Annotated in this window: 13 protein-coding genes; 12 read left to right on the top strand and 1 reads right to left on the bottom strand. The window is 56.9% G+C overall.

The features are described from left to right. Window positions 1–249 precede the first annotated feature (249 nt). The 9 genes from FE783_RS29480 to alr all read left to right on the top strand — a co-directional run bounded on the left by FE783_RS29480 (window position 250) and on the right by alr (window position 12,406). Window positions 250–1,857 carry a type 2 periplasmic-binding domain-containing protein gene (locus FE783_RS29480; RefSeq protein ID WP_158302100.1) on the top strand — a complete coding sequence of 536 codons (1,608 nt, stop codon included), beginning with the start codon at window positions 250–252 and terminating at the stop codon, window positions 1,855–1,857. A 206-nt stretch (window positions 1,858–2,063) separates the two neighbouring features. Continuing rightward, window positions 2,064–3,203 carry a cyclic dehypoxanthinyl futalosine synthase gene (mqnC, locus tag FE783_RS29475; protein ID WP_138882977.1) on the top strand — a complete coding sequence of 380 codons (1,140 nt, stop codon included), beginning with the start codon at window positions 2,064–2,066 and terminating at the stop codon, window positions 3,201–3,203. Between the two features lie 654 nt (window positions 3,204–3,857). After that, window positions 3,858–5,177, top strand: a complete 1,320-nt coding sequence (locus FE783_RS29470; RefSeq protein WP_138882994.1) for a cytosine permease — start codon at window positions 3,858–3,860, stop codon at window positions 5,175–5,177. Between the two features lie 45 nt (window positions 5,178–5,222). After that, window positions 5,223–6,338 (top strand): DUF917 domain-containing protein, encoded by a 1,116-nt coding sequence (locus FE783_RS29465; RefSeq protein ID WP_138882976.1) that lies wholly within the window; start codon window positions 5,223–5,225, stop codon window positions 6,336–6,338. Between the two features lie 9 nt (window positions 6,339–6,347). Then, window positions 6,348–7,958 carry a hydantoinase/oxoprolinase N-terminal domain-containing protein gene (locus FE783_RS29460; protein ID WP_138882975.1) on the top strand — a complete coding sequence of 537 codons (1,611 nt, stop codon included), beginning with the start codon at window positions 6,348–6,350 and terminating at the stop codon, window positions 7,956–7,958. Continuing rightward, complete coding sequence (locus tag FE783_RS29455; RefSeq protein WP_138882974.1) at window positions 7,943–9,433, top strand: M81 family metallopeptidase; 1,491 nt, start codon at window positions 7,943–7,945, stop codon at window positions 9,431–9,433. Before FE783_RS29460 ends, FE783_RS29455 begins: the two co-directional genes overlap by 16 nt. Before the next feature lie 45 nt (window positions 9,434–9,478). Then, window positions 9,479–10,045: a cupin domain-containing protein gene (locus tag FE783_RS29450; protein ID WP_138882973.1), complete on the top strand. Its 567-nt coding sequence runs from the start codon at window positions 9,479–9,481 to the stop codon at window positions 10,043–10,045. 77 nt (window positions 10,046–10,122) lie between these two features. Further along, window positions 10,123–11,250, top strand: coding sequence for an alanine dehydrogenase (ald, locus tag FE783_RS29445; RefSeq protein WP_138882972.1), 1,128 nt, complete (start codon window positions 10,123–10,125; stop codon window positions 11,248–11,250). Continuing rightward, window positions 11,243–12,406 (top strand): alanine racemase, encoded by a 1,164-nt coding sequence (alr, locus tag FE783_RS29440; RefSeq protein WP_238403302.1) that lies wholly within the window; start codon window positions 11,243–11,245, stop codon window positions 12,404–12,406. Before ald ends, alr begins: the two co-directional genes overlap by 8 nt. A gap of 89 nt (window positions 12,407–12,495) precedes the next feature. Here the strand turns inward: alr and FE783_RS29435 are convergent, their stop codons facing one another. Continuing rightward, window positions 12,496–13,362 (bottom strand): SMP-30/gluconolactonase/LRE family protein, encoded by an 867-nt coding sequence (locus tag FE783_RS29435; protein WP_238403301.1) that lies wholly within the window; start codon window positions 13,360–13,362, stop codon window positions 12,496–12,498. Between the two features lie 206 nt (window positions 13,363–13,568). Between FE783_RS29435 and FE783_RS29430 the strand changes: the two genes are divergently transcribed. From FE783_RS29430 to thrS, 3 genes are all read left to right on the top strand, one after another. Beyond that, the gene (locus tag FE783_RS29430; protein ID WP_158302099.1) at window positions 13,569–14,489 is read left to right on the top strand and encodes a putative sporulation protein YtxC; all 921 of its coding nucleotides are present in this window, start codon (window positions 13,569–13,571) and stop codon (window positions 14,487–14,489) included. A gap of 724 nt (window positions 14,490–15,213) precedes the next feature. Beyond that, window positions 15,214–15,450 (top strand): hypothetical protein, encoded by a 237-nt coding sequence (locus FE783_RS29425; RefSeq protein WP_138882968.1) that lies wholly within the window; start codon window positions 15,214–15,216, stop codon window positions 15,448–15,450. Window positions 15,451–15,462: 12 nt separating this feature from the next. Further along, window positions 15,463–17,400, top strand: coding sequence for a threonine--tRNA ligase (thrS, locus tag FE783_RS29420; protein WP_138882967.1), 1,938 nt, complete (start codon window positions 15,463–15,465; stop codon window positions 17,398–17,400). The last annotated feature ends 312 nt before the right edge of the window (window positions 17,401–17,712 follow it).

The raw sequence follows: 17,712 nt of genomic DNA, 5'->3' as shown, positions 1-17,712 counted from the left end.
GAGTTTGGCAGGTTCTAGTTCCTAATGCTCGGCCTGTCAAGTCTCTATACCCATATTGGAAGCGTTTCCTGCATGTCCAAGGCCAGTAGGACGTACCCTATACGGGAGGTGTTGCCCAGGCGGAATGGAAGAAGCATACGGCCTGCAGCAAGTTGTATCGGTTTGGAACAACGATTTGTCAAAGGGGTTCGAAGCAAGCAGCCATGTAAAAACCGGAGCAGCTTCCGAAAACAGATCTGGGAGGATTCCATGAAAACATTAAAAGTGTTAGGCGCGGTCATGCTCGTGAGCACCATGGTGCTGAGCGCATGCGGGACGAAGGAAGAGAAAACGCCCGCCGCATCGGGTAATGACGCCGGAACGGCAAAACAAAAACTCGATTTGCGCTGGTTCATTTTCGCACCGGCCAACGCATCGCTTCCTTCGGCGGATAAAGACTTCGTCAAGAAGGCGATCGAGGAGAAGTTCAACGTATCGCTGAAGGTTGATTATTTGCCTTTCGGAACCGACTATGACAACAAAATCAACGTTATTATGACGAGCGGCGATCACCCGGATATGTTCCTGGCCAACGGCGCGGCAAGCCAGAAGTTTGCGGTCGACGGATTGCTCGCGGACCAAAGCGCTTTCGTGACGAAGGCGACGATGCCGAACTACTTCAAGTGGATTACGGAAGACGAAATCAAGAACTATCAGCTGAAGGGAATCAAGCATTCCCGTTCGCCGATGCCGTTCCAGCGCAATACGTACGGCTCGTTCTACATCCGTAAAGACTGGCTCGACAAGTTCAACCTGCAAGCTCCGAAATCGTACGACGAGCTGATGAACGCGATGCGCAAGTTCACGAATGACGATCCGGATGGCAACGGCAAGAAGGATACGTACGGCTTCAGCGCTGCCGCGGCAGGCGGAAGATTGCCGCTCGATTTCCCGGCTTGGGTGAACAACGGCCTTGTCGCCGACTTCATGATCGACGACAAAAACTTGGAGTTCGTAGAGACGCAAAGCTCTCTGAAGCTGCAAAGCGTCCTGCAAAACGTGAAGGACATGATCAAAGACGGCGTAGTCGATCCCGACTGGTTCGTCAACAAAACGCCGCAGCATCTGGACAAAGGCGCTCAAGGCAAAGTCGGCGTCCTGTGGTCTACCGATAAAAACTTCGCTTTGGAATCCGTTCCGAACAGCGTCCAAAGCCGTACGAAGCAAATCGATCCGAAGGCGAACTGGCAGCCGATCTTCCCGTTCGCGAACCAGCCTTACGGTTGGAAGCAAGGAACGACGGGCGGAGCAAGTCCGTTCCTGTTCTCCAAAACGGTCGCGGAGAAAAATCCGGAGAAGGTCAAACGTTCGGTTGAAATTCTCGACTGGCTCGCGAGCGAAGAAGGCTACCTGATGACCCACTATGGTCTGGAAGGCAGAGATTACAAGAAAGACGGCAAGAAAATTACAATCGATCCGGCCTCTTACGAAGCCAATATTACGAAAAACGGCAGCTTCCTCGACATTTGGAAATTTTTCACGAACCTCGACGAGCCGTCCGTTCTCGGTCTCGAGGTTATCGATCCGCGGGTATCGGACCGCGACCGCGCGGTTCTCAAATTCGTCGAAGCGATTCCGAAGCATGCGGGCGAACCGGTCACGCTGGCGCCGCCGGAAGGCATGAACATCGGCGACTTCCGCAAGGAAATGGCCCGTCTGCAAAACGTAGTTCTCTTTGACGATAAGGACGCCTCCAACTGGCCGAAATACCGTGAAGAGCTGATGACCAAGTACAAAGGACAGCAAATTTTCCAAGCCTACGTTGACCAAGTCAATGCGGTACGTCCGGCTGATAAGCAATTGAAGCCGTTCAAATAAAAAATAAGTTTCTGCGAAACGAAACGAACCAAGCAAGACTACCCAACCCAACCCATGCCAAAAAGCTGTCCCATACCGGGGCAGCTTTTTGGCATGGAAAAAAACGAAAGGATGGAAGACGATTCCGCCGAATCGTCACTTTTCTTTCTGTTTTTCACGTTGTCGATATGATACGATAGAATAGAACAGAAGAAGGAGTGATAAGGATGAGCCGGATCGACCGCATATTGGACAAAGCGCTGGCGGGAGGACGATTGGATCTGGAAGACGGCTTGGCGCTTTACGACTCCGATGAAATCGAGAAGATGGGCGCGGCCGCCAACAAGATCATGTTGAAATTTCACCCGGAGCCGATTACGACTTTCGTTATCGGACGGAACGTTAATTATACGAACATTTGCGACGTGTACTGCCGGTTTTGCGCCTTTTATCGGGCTCCAGGGTCCAAGGAAGGCTATGTGCTGCCGGACGAGACGATTTACCGGAAGATTCAGGAGACGATCGACGTAGGCGGTACCGAAATTTTGATGCAGGGCGGCACGAATCCGAATTTGCCGTTCAGCTATTATACGAATATTTTGCGGGGGATCAAGCAGCGTTTCCCGAATATTACGATGCACTCTTTCTCGCCGGCTGAGATATGGAAGATGAAAGAGGTGTCCGAAGGGCTGTCGCTGGAAGAAGTCGTGCGGCAAATCCATGAGGCCGGCCTCGATTCGCTCCCGGGCGGAGGCGCGGAAATATTGGATGACCGGACGCGGCGCAAGATCAGCCGGCTCAAGGGCAGCTGGACCGAATGGATGGACGTCATGCGCACCGCCCACCGGATCGGCATGAATACGACCGCCACGATGGTCATCGGATTCGGCGAGTCGATGGAGGAACGCGTGCTGCACATGCTGCGCGTTCGCGATGCCCAGGACGAGTGCATCAACAACAAGTACCCGTCGCCCGGATTTTTGGCGTTCATCTCGTGGACGTTCCAGCCAGACAACACGAACCTGAAGGCGGAGAAGCTCGGACCCGACGCATACTTGAAAAACGTCGCCATCAGCCGCCTCATGCTCGACAATATTCCGAACTTCCAATCGTCGTGGGTGACGATGGGGCCGGAAGTCGGCAAGCTGTCGCTCCATTACGGCTGCAACGATTTCGGAAGCACGATGATCGAGGAGAACGTCGTCTCCGCGGCGGGCACGACTCACAAGGTCAACATCAGCTCGACGCTCGATCTGATCCGCCAAGCGGGCAAAGTGCCTGCACAGCGCAATACGCGCTACGAGATATTGCGCGTGTTCGACGATGTGAACGCGAAGGTCGAGAACGATTTTGTGATGCAGAACTGAAGGATTTACCGTGTTACATTGCGAGCAGCTGCGGCAGCGCTTGTTTATCCTGATTCCGGTTGCGGGATTGGGGTAAGCAAGCGTTTTTTGTTGATGGAAAATATTAATATATCATAATTTTCTTCATTATTTTGAAAAATATAATTGACAGGAATAATTTCATCTTATTATAATTAAGGCACAGGAAATTCAATATATTAAATTTGAAGTTTGGAACAAGGGGATGATCAGCTGGCGACGATGACAACTTAACGCTGAAATGTAAACGCTTTTTCGGAACCGCGCACAATTGTTAGACCCAATGGACCATCATCATGAAAAATAACAGTCTCTCTACCGATTCTTATTTATTGCGAATCGTGTCCGCATTCGCCAATAAGAGATGCTTGTACCTCTCAAACCGTTCTTATTTCGCAAAAAACTTCGGTGTGGCAAACAATAACGGCTGCTAATACCCCTTATTTCGTAAATGCAGTCGGTTCGACCGCCCGCGACACAGCGTCGCAACAAGAGCCCGGGTTGTCGCGCATAGTTTGTTTGCGATTTTGCTACCGCAGTCGCTGAGCTTTTTTTAAAAGTCATTTTGTATGCGCTTACTTTCGTTCGCTTTCCGCTTCCACCCCATTCATCGAGGAGGAAATTACCGTGAGTGAAATGAAGAAAGGGTCTCAAGCCGAACCGCAAGCCCAAAACCAAGCGAACGACTTCGCCATGGAGCCGGTGCCGATGGCCAACCGCCGGCCGTGGTGGGAAATTACGTTTGTCACCTCCGGCTTTTGCATGGCCGTATCCGGCATGTTTGCGGGCGCGGCATTGACTGCAGGACTTTCGTTGAAACAGATCATGATCTCCATCTTGGTCGGCAACCTCATCTTGGCGCTGTACGGAGGCTTTACCGGGGCGATCGGCGCGAAGACCGGCGTCTCGACGACGATGCTGTCCCGATATGCGTTCGGAAGATACGGCTCTCTCGTCATCAGCCTGGTGTGGGCGATCACGCTGATCGGCTGGTTTTCGGTACAAGCCGGATTTTTCGGACAAACGGTGAATTCGATGTATCCGGAAGCGGGAGTGATCACGAGAATTCCGGTCGCGGCGGCCTGGGGAGGCGCGCTGATGATTTTAACCGCTTACATCGGGTTCAAGGGCATCCGCCTGCTCAGCAACATCGCCATTCCGCTGCTTATATTGCTGTGTATCGTAGGGGTCGTAATGGGACTCGACAAGGTCGGGGGCATCGGAGGGTTGACGTCCAACATTACGAAGCCGATTACGCTCATGGAAGGAATCGTGCTCGTCATCGGAACATTTGCCGTAGGTGCGGTCATTCAGCCGGATATCGCCCGGTACGCGAAGTCTCCCAAACAATCATGGACGGCGATTATGATCGGCATGGTTATTGCGAACGGTTTCATCATCTTTGCGGGCGCTGTCACGGCGATGACGATGGGAACGGGCGATTTGCCTGCGGCGATGCTGCAGCTCGGTCTCGGGATTCCCGCGCTGCTTATTCTTATCGCCGCTCAGTGGACAAGCAACGACAGCAATTTGTACTCCGCGTCGCTGTCGCTGTCGAACATTTTCCGCGTTGCGAAAAGCAAGCTTGTGCTTGTGGTCGGCGTTATTGCGACGATCGTCGGTGCGGCCGGCATGGCCAATCACTTCATCAGCTTCCTGATCGCGATCGGCGTAGCCGTTCCGCCGGTGGCAGGCATTCTGATCGCCGATTACTTCTTCGTTCACAAGCAAGGGTATACTTTCGGCAAAGGCACGAAATATGCGGCCGTCGTATGGCCGGCCTTTATCGCCTGGGCGCTCGGCATACTGGCCGGGGTCTATGTGAACTGGGGCATTCCGTCGCTGAATTCGCTCGTGGTCGCGCTCGTCGCTCATTGGGGCATATACGCGATCGGCAAAAGCATCAATCTTGCGATGACTTCGGGATATGTCGAAGAACGGGAAGACGGCTTCTAGAATGGGTCACAATATGGAACAAATGACGGATAAAGGAGACTGAATATGGCTCGCACAATAGGAGTGGAAGAAATGGAATACTTGGCGCTCGGCGCCGCGGTGCTCGGCACGGGGGGCGGGGGCGACCCGTTCATCGGCAAGCTGATGGCGCAGAAGGCGATCCGGGAATGCGGTCCGGTTACGCTGCTGTCGCCGGATGAGGTACCTGACGATGTCCTTGTCGTTCCGGTGGCGATGATGGGCGCGCCGACCGTCTTCTTCGAGAAAATTCCGAACGGCGACGAGGCGCTGCATTCGCTTCGGCGTCTCGAGGATCATCTCGGCAAAAAAGCGTTTGCCGTCATGCCGATGGAATGCGGCGGCTTGAATTCGACTGTGCCTTTCGTCGTGGCGGCTCGCGCCGGGCTGCCGCTCGTCGATGCGGACGGGATGGGGCGGGCTTTCCCGGAGCTGCAGATGGAGACGTTCAACGTATACGGCGTACACGGGACGCCGATGGTCATCACCGACGAGCGGGGCAACTGGTGCCTCGTCAATACGGTCGACAACGCGATGATGGAGCATATCGCCCGCGGCATTACGGTGCGGATGGGCGGGGTCGGGCACATCGCCGAATACCCGATGACCGGGGAGCAGATGAAGGAGTCGTCGATTCACGGCACGACGACGCTGCTGATCGATATCGGCAAAGCGATCGTTCATGCCCGAGAACGGCATGAAAGCCCGCTTGAAGCAATGTCCAAAGCGTTGGCCGCTTCGATATACGGCGCTCCCGTCGTGCTGTTCGAAGGGAAGATCGTCGACGTCGACCGGACTACGGCGGAAGGCTTCACCCGCGGCACGGTAAAGCTCGAAGGCATTGGCGAAGACGCCGGGAGCCGTTTCCAGGTCGACTTCCAGAACGAGAACCTGATTGCGTACCGCAACGATCAAGTTGCAGCGACCGTGCCCGATCTCATTACATTCCTCGATATGGAAACGTATAAACCGATCACGACGGAAACGCTCCGCTTCGGTTACCGGGTCGTCTGCATCGGCATTCCGACTCCGCCGATCATGCGCTCGGACAAAGCTCTGGAAATATGGGGGCCGCGCTATTTCGGTTTCGATCTGCCGTTTATCCCCGTCGAACAACTTGCGAACAGCGTACGGAAAGGATGAGGCGAAAAAATGACTACGAATTCATATAAAATCGGCATCGACGTCGGCGGCACGAATACGGACGTCGTCATTCTGGACGAGGCGAACCGCGTAGTCGCGTCGACGAAGTCGGCCACGACCCCGGATGTCCAGCAAGGCATCTTCAACGGAATCCGGACGGTGCTCGAGCAATCGCAAGTCGACACGGCGGACATCGCCTACGTCTCGCTCGGCACGACGCATGCCACGAACGCCATCATCCGCCGCAAGCTGCTGTCGCGGGTTGCCGTCGTACGCATTTGCTTGCCTGCGGGACGGGGCGTTCCGCCGCTCACGAACTGGCAGGCCGATCTGGTGGAGGCGATGGGAGCGGAGCCGTATCTCATTCACGGCGGGTTCGAATACGACGGCCGCCCGCTTGCCGGCAAGCGGCTCGACAGGGCGGAATGCCTCGAAGTGCTGGAGCGGATCAAAGCGAGCGGCGCGGAATCGATTGCCGTCTGCTCGATCTTCTCGCCGGTGAACGGCGATCATGAGAAAGAGTTTGCGGAATATGCCAGGGAAGTGCTCGGACCGGGTATCGCCGTCACGGTATCGGCTGAAATCGGCAGCCTGAGCCTGATCGAGCGGGAAAATTCGACTTTGCTGAACGCTTCGGTCGTAGGGGTCGCGCTGCGCGCCGCCCAAGGCTTGACCGAAGCGCTGGACCGTTTCGGCATTCGATGCAAAGTGTTTTTCGCCCAAAACGACGGCACGCTGATGGCGCTCGACTACGCGATCCGCTATCCGATCTTGACGATCGGCTCCGGTCCGACTAACAGCTTGCGCGGGGCCGCCTATTTGTCCGGGCTCAAGGACTGCATCGTAGCCGACATCGGCGGCACGTCGACCGACGTCGGCATCATGGTGAACGGCTTCCCCCGGCAATCGGCGATCGCCGTCGAAGTCGGCGGCGTGCTGACGAACTTCCGCATGCCGGACCTGATCTCGATCGGGCTCGGCGGGGGCAGCGTCGTAACCGTGGAGAACGGCGAAATCCGCGTCGGTCCGGACAGCGTCGGGTATGAGATTACGAAGAAAGCGCTCTGTTTCGGCGGAGACACGCTGACCGCTACGGATATCGCGATCGCCGCCGGAGTAGCCTCGATCGATGCGCCGAACTGCGACCGTTCGCGGCTCGCCGATCTTGATCCGGATTTCGTCCGCCGGGCGATGGACGAGATCGTCCGCATGGTGGCCGGCGCATGCGACCGGATCAAAACGTCGACGCAGCCGCTTCCCGTCGTGCTCGTCGGCGGTGGCAGCATCCTGATGCCGGAGCGGGTGGACGGCATGGGCGACATGATTCGTCCCGACAATTTCGGCTGCGCCAATGCGATCGGCGCCGCTACCGCCGACGCGAGCGGCGAGGTCGATGCGCTCTGGGGACTCGAGGGCATTACCCGCGAGGAAGCGATGCGGCAGGCGAGGGAGCAGGCCGTGAACAAAGCGGTCGAAATGGGAGCCGATCCCGAAGCGACCGAAATCGTCGACATGGAGCTCGTACCGCTTACTTATTTGCCGGGCAATGTCGTCCGCATCAAAGTGAAGGCGGCGGGGCCGCTTCGTTTCGGAGTGAACGCGAATTGCGCATCGCAATAGGACAAGTTTTGCACGAAACGAACACCTTTTCGAGCGAGCGGACCGACGAAGCGGCGTTCCGCCGCCAGGAATGGTGCGAGGGCGGGCACATTTTCCCGGCGCACGAAGGGGTGCGCGACTATATCGGCGGCATGATCGACGAAGCCCGCGACCTCGGCGGTATCGAACTCGTGCCGACACTAGCGGTATCGGCGGAGCCTTCCGGTATCATTGCCGCGGATACGTGGGAGCGCATCAAGCTCCGCCTGCTGGACAGCTTGCGGAATGCCGGACCTCTCGACGCGATCTGCCTCGCCCTTCACGGCGCGGGCATCGCGGAAACGAGCGATGACATCGAAGGCGAACTGCTGCACGCGATCCGGGCGGAATTCGGCAGAGACATCCCGATAGCGGCGACGCTCGACCTGCACGCGAACATGACGCACGAAATGGTCGGGCATGCCGATCTGCTGCTCGGGGTTAATCATTATCCGCATTCGGACGAATACGACCGCGGCCGTGAGGCGATTCGCCGCCTGCGCGCGATGATATCGGGGACGATCCGGCCGAGCATGCATCTCGTCAAGCTGCCGATGCTGATCCCGACGTCGACGACGCTGTTCGGGCCCGCGAAGGAGGTCAACGAGGCGTGCTGGGCTTGGGAGAATCGTCCGGGCATGCTGGACTGCACGTTTTTCCACGGGTTCCCTTATACCGATTCGCCGGAAGTCGGCGCGTCCGTTCTGGCCGTATCCGACGGGGACGACAGACTGGCCCGCGAAGCCGCTGCAGACGCGGCCGACGAAGTATGGCGCAGGCGCGACGCCTTCAATGTGAAGTACCCGTCGCCGGCCGACGGGCTCATGGCGGCGCTTGCCGCGGACGAAGTACCGGTGATCATCAACGAAACGTCGGACAATCCCGGCGCGGGCGCCCCGGGGGACGGCACGTTTCTGCTGCGCGAAATGCTGGCGGCGAACGTCCCGCAAACCTGCTTCTGCCACATATGCGATCCGGACGTCGTTCAGGCGGCCCATCGAGCCGGCGTCGGCGCGCGGATCGAGGTGGAGCTCGGCGGCAAAACGGACGGCCTGCACGGCAGTCCGGTTAGTACGGTCGCCCTGGTCCGAATGCTGACGGACGGCACCTTCGTCCAGACGTCGCCGATGTGGCGCGGCAAGAAGATCGATCTGGGTCAAACCGCCCGTCTTCGGATCGGCAACGTCGACGTCATCGTGACCAGCATCAAATCGCAGCTGCTCGATGACGAACTGCTCAAGCTTCATGGCATCGATATGCTCCGGTACAAGGTGATCGGGATCAAATCGAGCCAGCATTTCCGCGGTTTTTTCCAGAACCGGGTTCCGCGCATTATGACTGTCGATTGTCCGGGGCTGTCGACGTTCGATTTCTCGGGATTCGATTACAGGCGAATCGTCCGGCCGATTCATCCGCTCGACCGAATTGCTTCCACAGAAGCGTTAATAGTAGACTAGAAGCATAAGGTGGAGAATGCTGCCAGATGGGAGTGGATTTTACAAATGTCGGAGGCGTTTAACGGACAAAAGCTGCGGACGATTCGCAAGCAGCGCGGCTTGACGATGCAGCAGCTCGCGGAGCAGGCGAATGTGAGCACGGGCCAGATCAGCCAGATCGAGCGGGGGCAAGTCATTCCTACATTGGTGTTGTTTTGGAAGCTGTGCAAGGTGCTCGATGTTCCTTTGCATGTTTTTTTCGAAGACGATAACGGGCAAGACGATGAGCATGTTGTCGTCCGTAAAGACCAACGGAAGCAGATTCATTTTCCGAATTCGAATGTGGTGTACCATTCGCTTACTCCGCACAGTAAAGGGGAACTCGATTTTTTGCTGATCGAGATTCAGCCCGGGGAAGCGCACGAGCGCGAGCAGCAGGTTTCCCACGGCGGCGAAGAATGCGGGTTCGTGCAGCAAGGGCAGCTTACGGTGCTGTACGGCGACAAAAGGTACGTGCTGGAGGCTGGGGACAGCATCTCGTTCCAATCCACCGTTCCGCATCGTTTCATGAACGAGGGCACGGAAACCTCAATCTCGATCTGGGCAATGACGCAGCCGAGAAGCGCGGAATAATTCGCGGGAAACCGGATTCGGAATACGGTTGGGCGTTACGGATGGTCAACGATGGACTTTGACGGGAGGAATCTGTGATGCTGATTGGAATTCCGAAAGAACTGAAAAATAACGAAAACCGCGTGGCTCTCTCCCCGTCCGGGGCAAGCGCTCTGACCAAAGCGGGAAATCGGGTAGTCGTGGAAAGCGGAGCCGGTGCGGGAAGCGGGTTCGCGGACGAGCAATATGCCGCGTCGGGCGCCGTTATCACAAGCAGCGCGAGCGAGGTTTGGGAGATGGCGGATATGATCATGAAAGTCAAGGAACCGATCCCGGAAGAATACCGCTATTTTCGCCCGGGCTTGATCTTATTTACTTATTTGCATCTGTCTGCCGTTCCGGAGCTGGCGCAAAGGCTTGCGGAAAGCGGCGTTACGGCGATCGCCTACGAAACGGTGCGAACCGGCGGCACGCTACCGCTGCTTACGCCGATGAGCGAGGTGGCCGGACGGATGGCGGTGCAGATCGGCGCGCAATGCCTGGAGAAGCTGCGGGGCGGCAAAGGCGTGCTGATGTCCGGCGTTCCGGGCGTGAGGCGCAGCAAGGTGACGATTATCGGGGGCGGCGTCGTCGGCACGAATGCGGCGAAAATCGCCGTCGGGCTCGGCGCGGACGTGACCGTGCTCGATGTAAGCGCGGCGAGACTGCGCGAGCTGGACGATATTTTCGGCAATGCGATCAACACGCTCATGTCGAATCCGTACCATATCGCCGAGGCGGTAGCGGAAGCCGATCTTGTCATCGGCACGGTGCTCATACCGGGAGCGAAAGCGCCCAAGCTCGTGACGGAGCAGATGGTGAAGGCGATGGCTCCGGGTTCCGTCATTATCGACGTCGCCGTCGATCAGGGCGGAATATTCGAGACGGTCGACCGGGTAACGACCCACGACGCGCCGACTTATGAGAAGCATGGAATTATCCATTATGCGGTAGCAAACATGCCGGGCATCGTCCCGCGGACGTCGACCGTCGCGCTGACGAACGTGACTTTGCCATACGCGCTGCAAATCGCCGGCAAGGGCATCGTCCGGGCGATTGCGGACAATGTCGCGCTCGGTCTCGGAGTCAATGTGGCCGGCGGGCATATTACTTGCGAGTCGGTGGCGAAAGATCTCGGCATCGACTACGTGCCTGTCGCCGCCTGGATGGAAACCGTCAGTGCGTAGCGGGTCATGGCCGTCGATCGGTTACCGCGACACGTGGGCGGAAATCAGGCTCGATGCGATCGCGCATAATGTGCGCGAATTCAAATCGAGGCTGAACGGGCGCTGCCGCTTCATGGCCGTCGTCAAAGCCGACGGCTACGGGCACGGCTCGGTGGAAGTGGCGCGTACGGCTATCGAGGCGGGGGCCGACTATCTCGGGGTCGCGCTGCTCGACGAAGCGCTTGAGCTTAGAGCGGCGGGGATCGGGTCGCCGATTCTCGCGCTCGGTTACACGCCGCCGCGTTCCGTGGAAACGGCTGTCAGGCACGGCATCACGATAACCGTCTATTCCGATGCCGTGCTGGATGAGGTAATGCGCTGCGCGGAGCGGCAGCGGAAGATGGCGCTTATTCATGTGAAGATGGATACCGGGATGACGCGCATCGGGTTGACCGACATGGAGCTAATAAGGAAAATGGCCGAACGCGCGATGTCGTCGCCTTATGTCGCGGTAGAAGGGCTCTTCACCCATTTCGCCGAGGCGGATGCGCCGGATTCGGCCTATACCCGCACGCAGTACGGCCGTTTCGCCGAATGCATCGCCTATTTGCGGGAACGCGGCGTCCGGATTCCGCTCCATCATTGCTGCAACAGCGCGGCCGCGATTCATTTCCCGGATATGCACCTAGACATGGTGCGGGTCGGGATCGGCATGTACGGGCTTTCGCCTTCGCCGGCTATGAAAGCGTCGATGCCTTTTCTGCGGCAGGCGATGCACTTCAAGACGCGCATATCGATGCTGAAACCGGTGCCCGAAGGGCAGTCGGTCGGCTACGGCTGCACGTACTCGCCGCCGCGCGATTCGTTCATCGCGACCGTTCCGGTCGGATATGCGGACGGTTGGTCGCGTGCCTTGTCAGGCAAAGGCTCGGTGCTTGTTCGCGGCAGGCGGGCGCCCGTAGCGGGAAGAATATGCATGGATCAGGCGATGATCGACGTAACGACGGTTCCCGGTGCGGCAGTCGGCGACGAGGTCACGTTGTTCGGCGGGACGCCGGAAGACGGGGAGCGCGGCTTCATTTCCATCGACGAAATCGCCTCGCACATGAACACGATCAACTACGAAGTCGTCTGCCTGATCGGCAAGCGGGTTCCCCGCATTTATATCACAAAATGAAAAACGCCTCAAACTTGGGCCGACAGGCCTTTGTTCGGGGCGTTTTTTGACATGATGCGAGCTCCGCATTTGGAGAGTTGGCAATTAAGTTATCCGCCGAAAGCGTATGTCGGCTGCCCTTTGACGCCGCTTTTGTACAAAAACAGTCCTCCGGCGAGCGGCTGCTCCTCCTCGCTGATGCCGACTCTCGCGGAAGTAATATAGAGCTCGTCCAGCTCGGGCCCGGCGAAGACGCAAGAGCTGGATTGCTCCGCAGGAACATCCACTTTCAGCAGCAGCTCGCCCGTATGCGGATTCCATCTGCGGATGCCGTATCCTCCCCACAACGCTACCCAAATCATGCCTTCCGCGTCGCACGTCATGCCGTCGGGAACGGCTCCTTCCTCGGTGACCTCTATAGCAACGCTCGGATTGCTCATTTCTCCCGTCTGCAGGTCATACTCGTACGCCATTACTTTCTTCGTCGGCGAATCGATATAGTACATTGTCCGGTTGTCCGGGCTCCAAGCCAAACCGTTGGAGCAGGTGACGTTCTCGAAAATGGTCCGGATCGTCAAGTCCGGCTCCAGGCAATACAGCGCGCCTTGATTGGCCGTCCCGTTCAAGCTCATCGTACCGGCCCAGAACCTTCCGGCCGCATCGCACTTGCCGTCGTTGAACCGGGTGTTCGGTTTCCGCCCGGACGGATTGCCAAGAAAGACAAGCTCTCCGCCGGCAAAATCGTACGCATAAAACCCGTCTTCCAGTACTAGGGCGACACCGCCCGACCGCCGCGGTACGACTGCGCCGATCTTTTGCCCTACCGGGATGACGGCTGTTTTCTTCGTGCTTGGTTCGTATGTATGAAGAGCTTTCCCGTCGATATCGACCCAATACAGCAGGCCGTTTCGTTCGTCCCAGCTTGGACCTTCCCCTAACGCCGCTTTCGCGTCCAGCAGCAATTCCGCTTGTGCCATGCCGATCATCCTCCCCGAAAGTTCCGACTGCTATGCAGTACTTATTCCCGACACCCATTATACACCATCCCGGCCGTTTGGTGTCCAACTATTCCGGGCAACCGGACGGGTTGTGCCAAATTGTTGTTTGTATATCTGGCCCGCTCCGACCATATACTTTAAAAAAGCAAATCATCTCATCGTTCGCGAAGAAAGGAGTGAGTCCGATGGAACTGTTCGCCTTGACGCTGTCAAAAAACTGGACTGCGTTCGCCGATAAGCTGTACGTTCGTTTATCGTTGTCCGCACGGGATTTACATACAGCCGGACATCAGGTCCGATTCGAATGCGATTCGTTCAAAACCCATTCGACCATACGCTGCGTCGCCGTATTGCCCGAGTTTCAATTGCAAGCGTCCGGTTCTGCCGTTTTTCGGATGACGGCCGAGACGTTAGCCGTCTTTATGCTGGATGAAATGGAACAGCGGCTGCTGCGCGAGATCATTACGGGGCATTACCGGTATGTGGACGAGGTGGACATTTCCTCGATCGAGCAATATTGCCGGCAAGTGTTGGACCAGCCCGAGCCCAGCGCCGATCTGCCCAAATCCCGGCAAAGAAGACAGCATAAGATCGCCGATGCGCTTTTCTCTTATTTGGAGCAAAACAACGTCATGAACGTAGTGGGGTTTATCCGATTCCGCTTGGCGGATTATATGGACGAACTTCGGGAAGTGGCGGAATACGCCATTGACGAATATATTATGGACCAGCAGTATCAAGAGTTCATCTCCCTGCTCAAATATTTCGTGTATATCCAGGAAACGAAAATTCCGGTCGCTCATCTGATGCATCGCGGCGGCAATGAATTTACGCTGTACAACGAGCAGATGAATCCGATCGATACGGAGCAGTTCGAAGGCTTTACGCTCGAGCTGCTGGATAAGGAAATCAATTTCGAGGACATGATCGTCAGTACGCTCATTTCCGTGTCCCCGCAAAAAATCGTAATCCATACGCGCGATCCGGAAGAGCAGGTCATCAAGACGATTATGCAAATTTTCGAAAACCGGGCGATGGTATGCACGTATTGCAAAGTGTGCGGCAGCGTCTTGACCGGCAAAAATAAAGATCAGCTGTACCCTTGACACGTTCCCGTCGCTGCTGTATTATGTTTACACATAAACCGACAACAAGCGACGACCAAAGACATGAATCCCTGAGAGACTGTCCAGAGAGAGGAGACCCGCGCTGCAATCTCCTTCTGTTCGAACAGCGGATTTACCCCTTTGCAGCTTTGGCTTGAACCCGCGCCGCGTTTCCGACAAGGCCGGCAGTAGACGCCACCGTCTCATCCCCGTTACCGGATGCCGAAAGGTTTCGCGCTTATTCACGGCCGCGGAACGAATCAGGGTGGAACCACGAGAATAGACACGCTCGTCCCTTTTGGGATGGAGCGTGTTTTTTGCGTTTATCGATCCCCCTCTTTCAGGAAGATCGATCCCCCTCTTTCCCCCTTCGCCAAGGGGGAGGACTCGGGGCGGCGCCCCGAGACCCCGCAAGGGTGCGTCGGAGTTACGGGGCCGTCTTCGGCGGAAGTGGGGTGCAGGGAGCGCTCTTTGAGGTCGATCCCCCTCTTTCCCCCTTCGCCAAGGGGGAGGACTCGGGGCGGCTACCCCAAGACCCCGCAAGGGTGCGTCGGAGTTACGGGGCCGTCTTCGGCGGAACCAGGGTGCGGGGAGCGCTCTATGTCTTCAGGAAGAGAGGCTTCCCTTCCGGAGAACGCCTCTCTTCCTGAAGACCCGCTTTCATGCGGCGGGTGTATGGGAAGTTGATGCCCCTTTATGGTCTGACTGCTGCTTCTGAGGATCGATGGGTGCTGCGTTTAGGGAGCCGCGTCATGACGGTGTCATGAAGCTTTCTTTCGAGCAGAGCAAGTGCAAGGGCAAAGGCAAGGCAAAGGCAAAAAGCATCGCCGGAAAGCTCCGCTTTCCAAGCTTTAAAGGGCAAAAGCCAAATGCCAAAAGCAAAGCAAAGCAAATCGCCGGAAAGCTCCGCTTTCCAGGCTTTCAAGAGCAAGATCAATTGCAAGAGCAAACCAAACACTAGGAGGAGACAAGCATGTCTGTCAAAGTAACTTTACCCGACGGAGCGGTCCGCGAATACGAAACCGGAGTGACCATCGAAGACGTAGCCGGCTCGATCAGCTCCGGCCTGAAAAAAAATGCGATCGCCGGCAAGGTAAACGGCAAAGTCGTCGACCTGAACCATAAGCTCGAAGGCAACGCCAAGGTGGAGATCGTCACGCTCGATTCCGCCGACGGTCTCGAAGTATACCGCCACAGCACGGCGCATTTGATGGCTCAAGCGCTGAAGCGGATTTACGGCACCAAAGCGATCAAGCTAGGTATCGGTCCGGTCATCGAAGACGGCTTCTACTACGATATCGACCTGGAGCAGCCGCTGTCGTCGGAAGATCTCGAGAAGATCGAGAAGGAAATGGACAAAATTACGCAGGAAAATTTGCCGATCGTCCGCCGCGAAGTAAGCCGCGAAGAAGCGGTGCGCATTTTCACCGAGCTGGAAGACCCGCTCAAGCTGGAACTGATCCGCGATCTTCCTGAAGATTCCGTCATTACGATTTACGATCAAGGCGAATTTTTCGACTTGTGCCGGGGGCCGCATCTGCCTTCGACGGGCCGCATCAAGGCGTTCAAGCTGCTCAGTGTCGCGGGCGCATACTGGCGCGGCAATTCCAAAAACAAAATGCTGCAGCGCATTTACGGCACGGCTTTCCCGAAAAAGGCACAACTGGACGAACATCTCGTTCTGCTGGAGGAAGCGAAGAAACGCGACCATCGCCGGATCGGCAAAGATCTGAAAATGTTCACCTTCTCCAAGGAAGTCGGGCAAGGACTTCCGCTGTGGCTGCCGAAAGGCGCGAAGCTTCGCCGCCTGCTGGAACGCTACATCGTCGATCTGGAAGAATCGCTCGGCTACCATCACGTCTATACGCCGGTTCTCGGCAGCGTGGAGCTGTATAAAATATCCGGACACTGGGAGCATTATCAGGAAGACATGTTCCCGAAGATGGAGCTGGACAACGAGGAGCTCGTGCTCCGTCCGATGAACTGTCCTCACCATATGATGATTTACAAGAGCGATATGAGAAGCTACCGCGACCTGCCGATCCGCGTCGCCGAGCTCGGCACGATGCACCGCTACGAAATGTCCGGAGCGCTGACCGGTCTGCACCGCGTACGTTCCATGACGTTGAACGACGCCCATATTTTCGCGCGGCCGGATCAGATCAAGGAAGAATTCGCGCGCGTTATCGGACTGATCCAGCGCGTATACGAAGACTTCGGCATCAAGGAGTACCGTTTCCGTCTGTCGTACCGCGACCCTAACGACACCGAGAAATATTATCCGGACGATCAGATGTGGGAAATGTCCCAACGGATGCTGAAGGAGGTCGTCGAGGAGCTGAAGCTGCCGTATTACGAAGCCGAAGGCGAAGCGGCGTTCTACGGACCGAAGCTCGACGTGCAGATCAAGACAGCGCTCAAGAAGGAAGAGACGCTCTCTACCGCACAGCTGGACTTCCTGCTGCCGGAGCGGTTCGGGCTCGAGTATGTCGGCGAAGACGGTAACAAGCACCGCCCGGTCGTCATTCACCGCGGCATCATAAGCACGATGGAACGGATGACCGCATTCCTGCTCGAAAACTTCGCCGGCGCGCTCCCGACCTGGCTGTCGCCGGTGCAAGCCGTCGTCATTCCCGTATCGGACAAATTCGACGATTATGCGAAGCGAGCGACCGAGAAGCTGCTGGCCGCAGGCGTCCGCGCCGAAGCCGATCTCCGCAACGAGAAGCTCGGTTACAAAATCCGCGAAGCGCAGCTCGAGAAAACGCCTTACATGCTCGTTGTCGGCGAGAATGAAGTAAACGCCGGCACGCTGTCCGTCCGTAAGCGCGGCGAAGGCGACATCGGCGCTCACGCAACCGACGCGGTCGTATCGATGATTACCGAAGAGATTCGCACGAAGAAAGTTTGATTCACTCCCATACTATATAGGCATCGACCGAAGACAAGAACGCCGGTGACGCTTTCCAGAGAGAGGGGGACAGGTGAGAGCCCCTCAAGTCCGAACCGGACGTTTACCACTTTGCAGCCGCATTTGCGAAAGGACCTGCATTATGTTCGATGCGGTCCCGGGTAGCTTATGCCGTCCCATCCCCGTTACCGGATGCCATAAGGTTTTGCTTTGCGTCCTTTCGGGGACGTCCGGCGAAACGAACAAGGGTGGAACCACGGCAGCACGCTCGTCCCTCACGGGATCGGGCGTGTTTTTTTTGCCTCCAATAAA

This window comes from Paenibacillus mesophilus (assembly GCF_005938385.1).
Classification (GTDB): Bacteria; Bacillota; Bacilli; order Paenibacillales; family NBRC-103111; genus Paenibacillus_AB; species Paenibacillus_AB mesophilus.
Note: the sequence above shows the minus strand (reverse complement) of the source record. Positions and strands in the feature narration are given on the sequence as shown.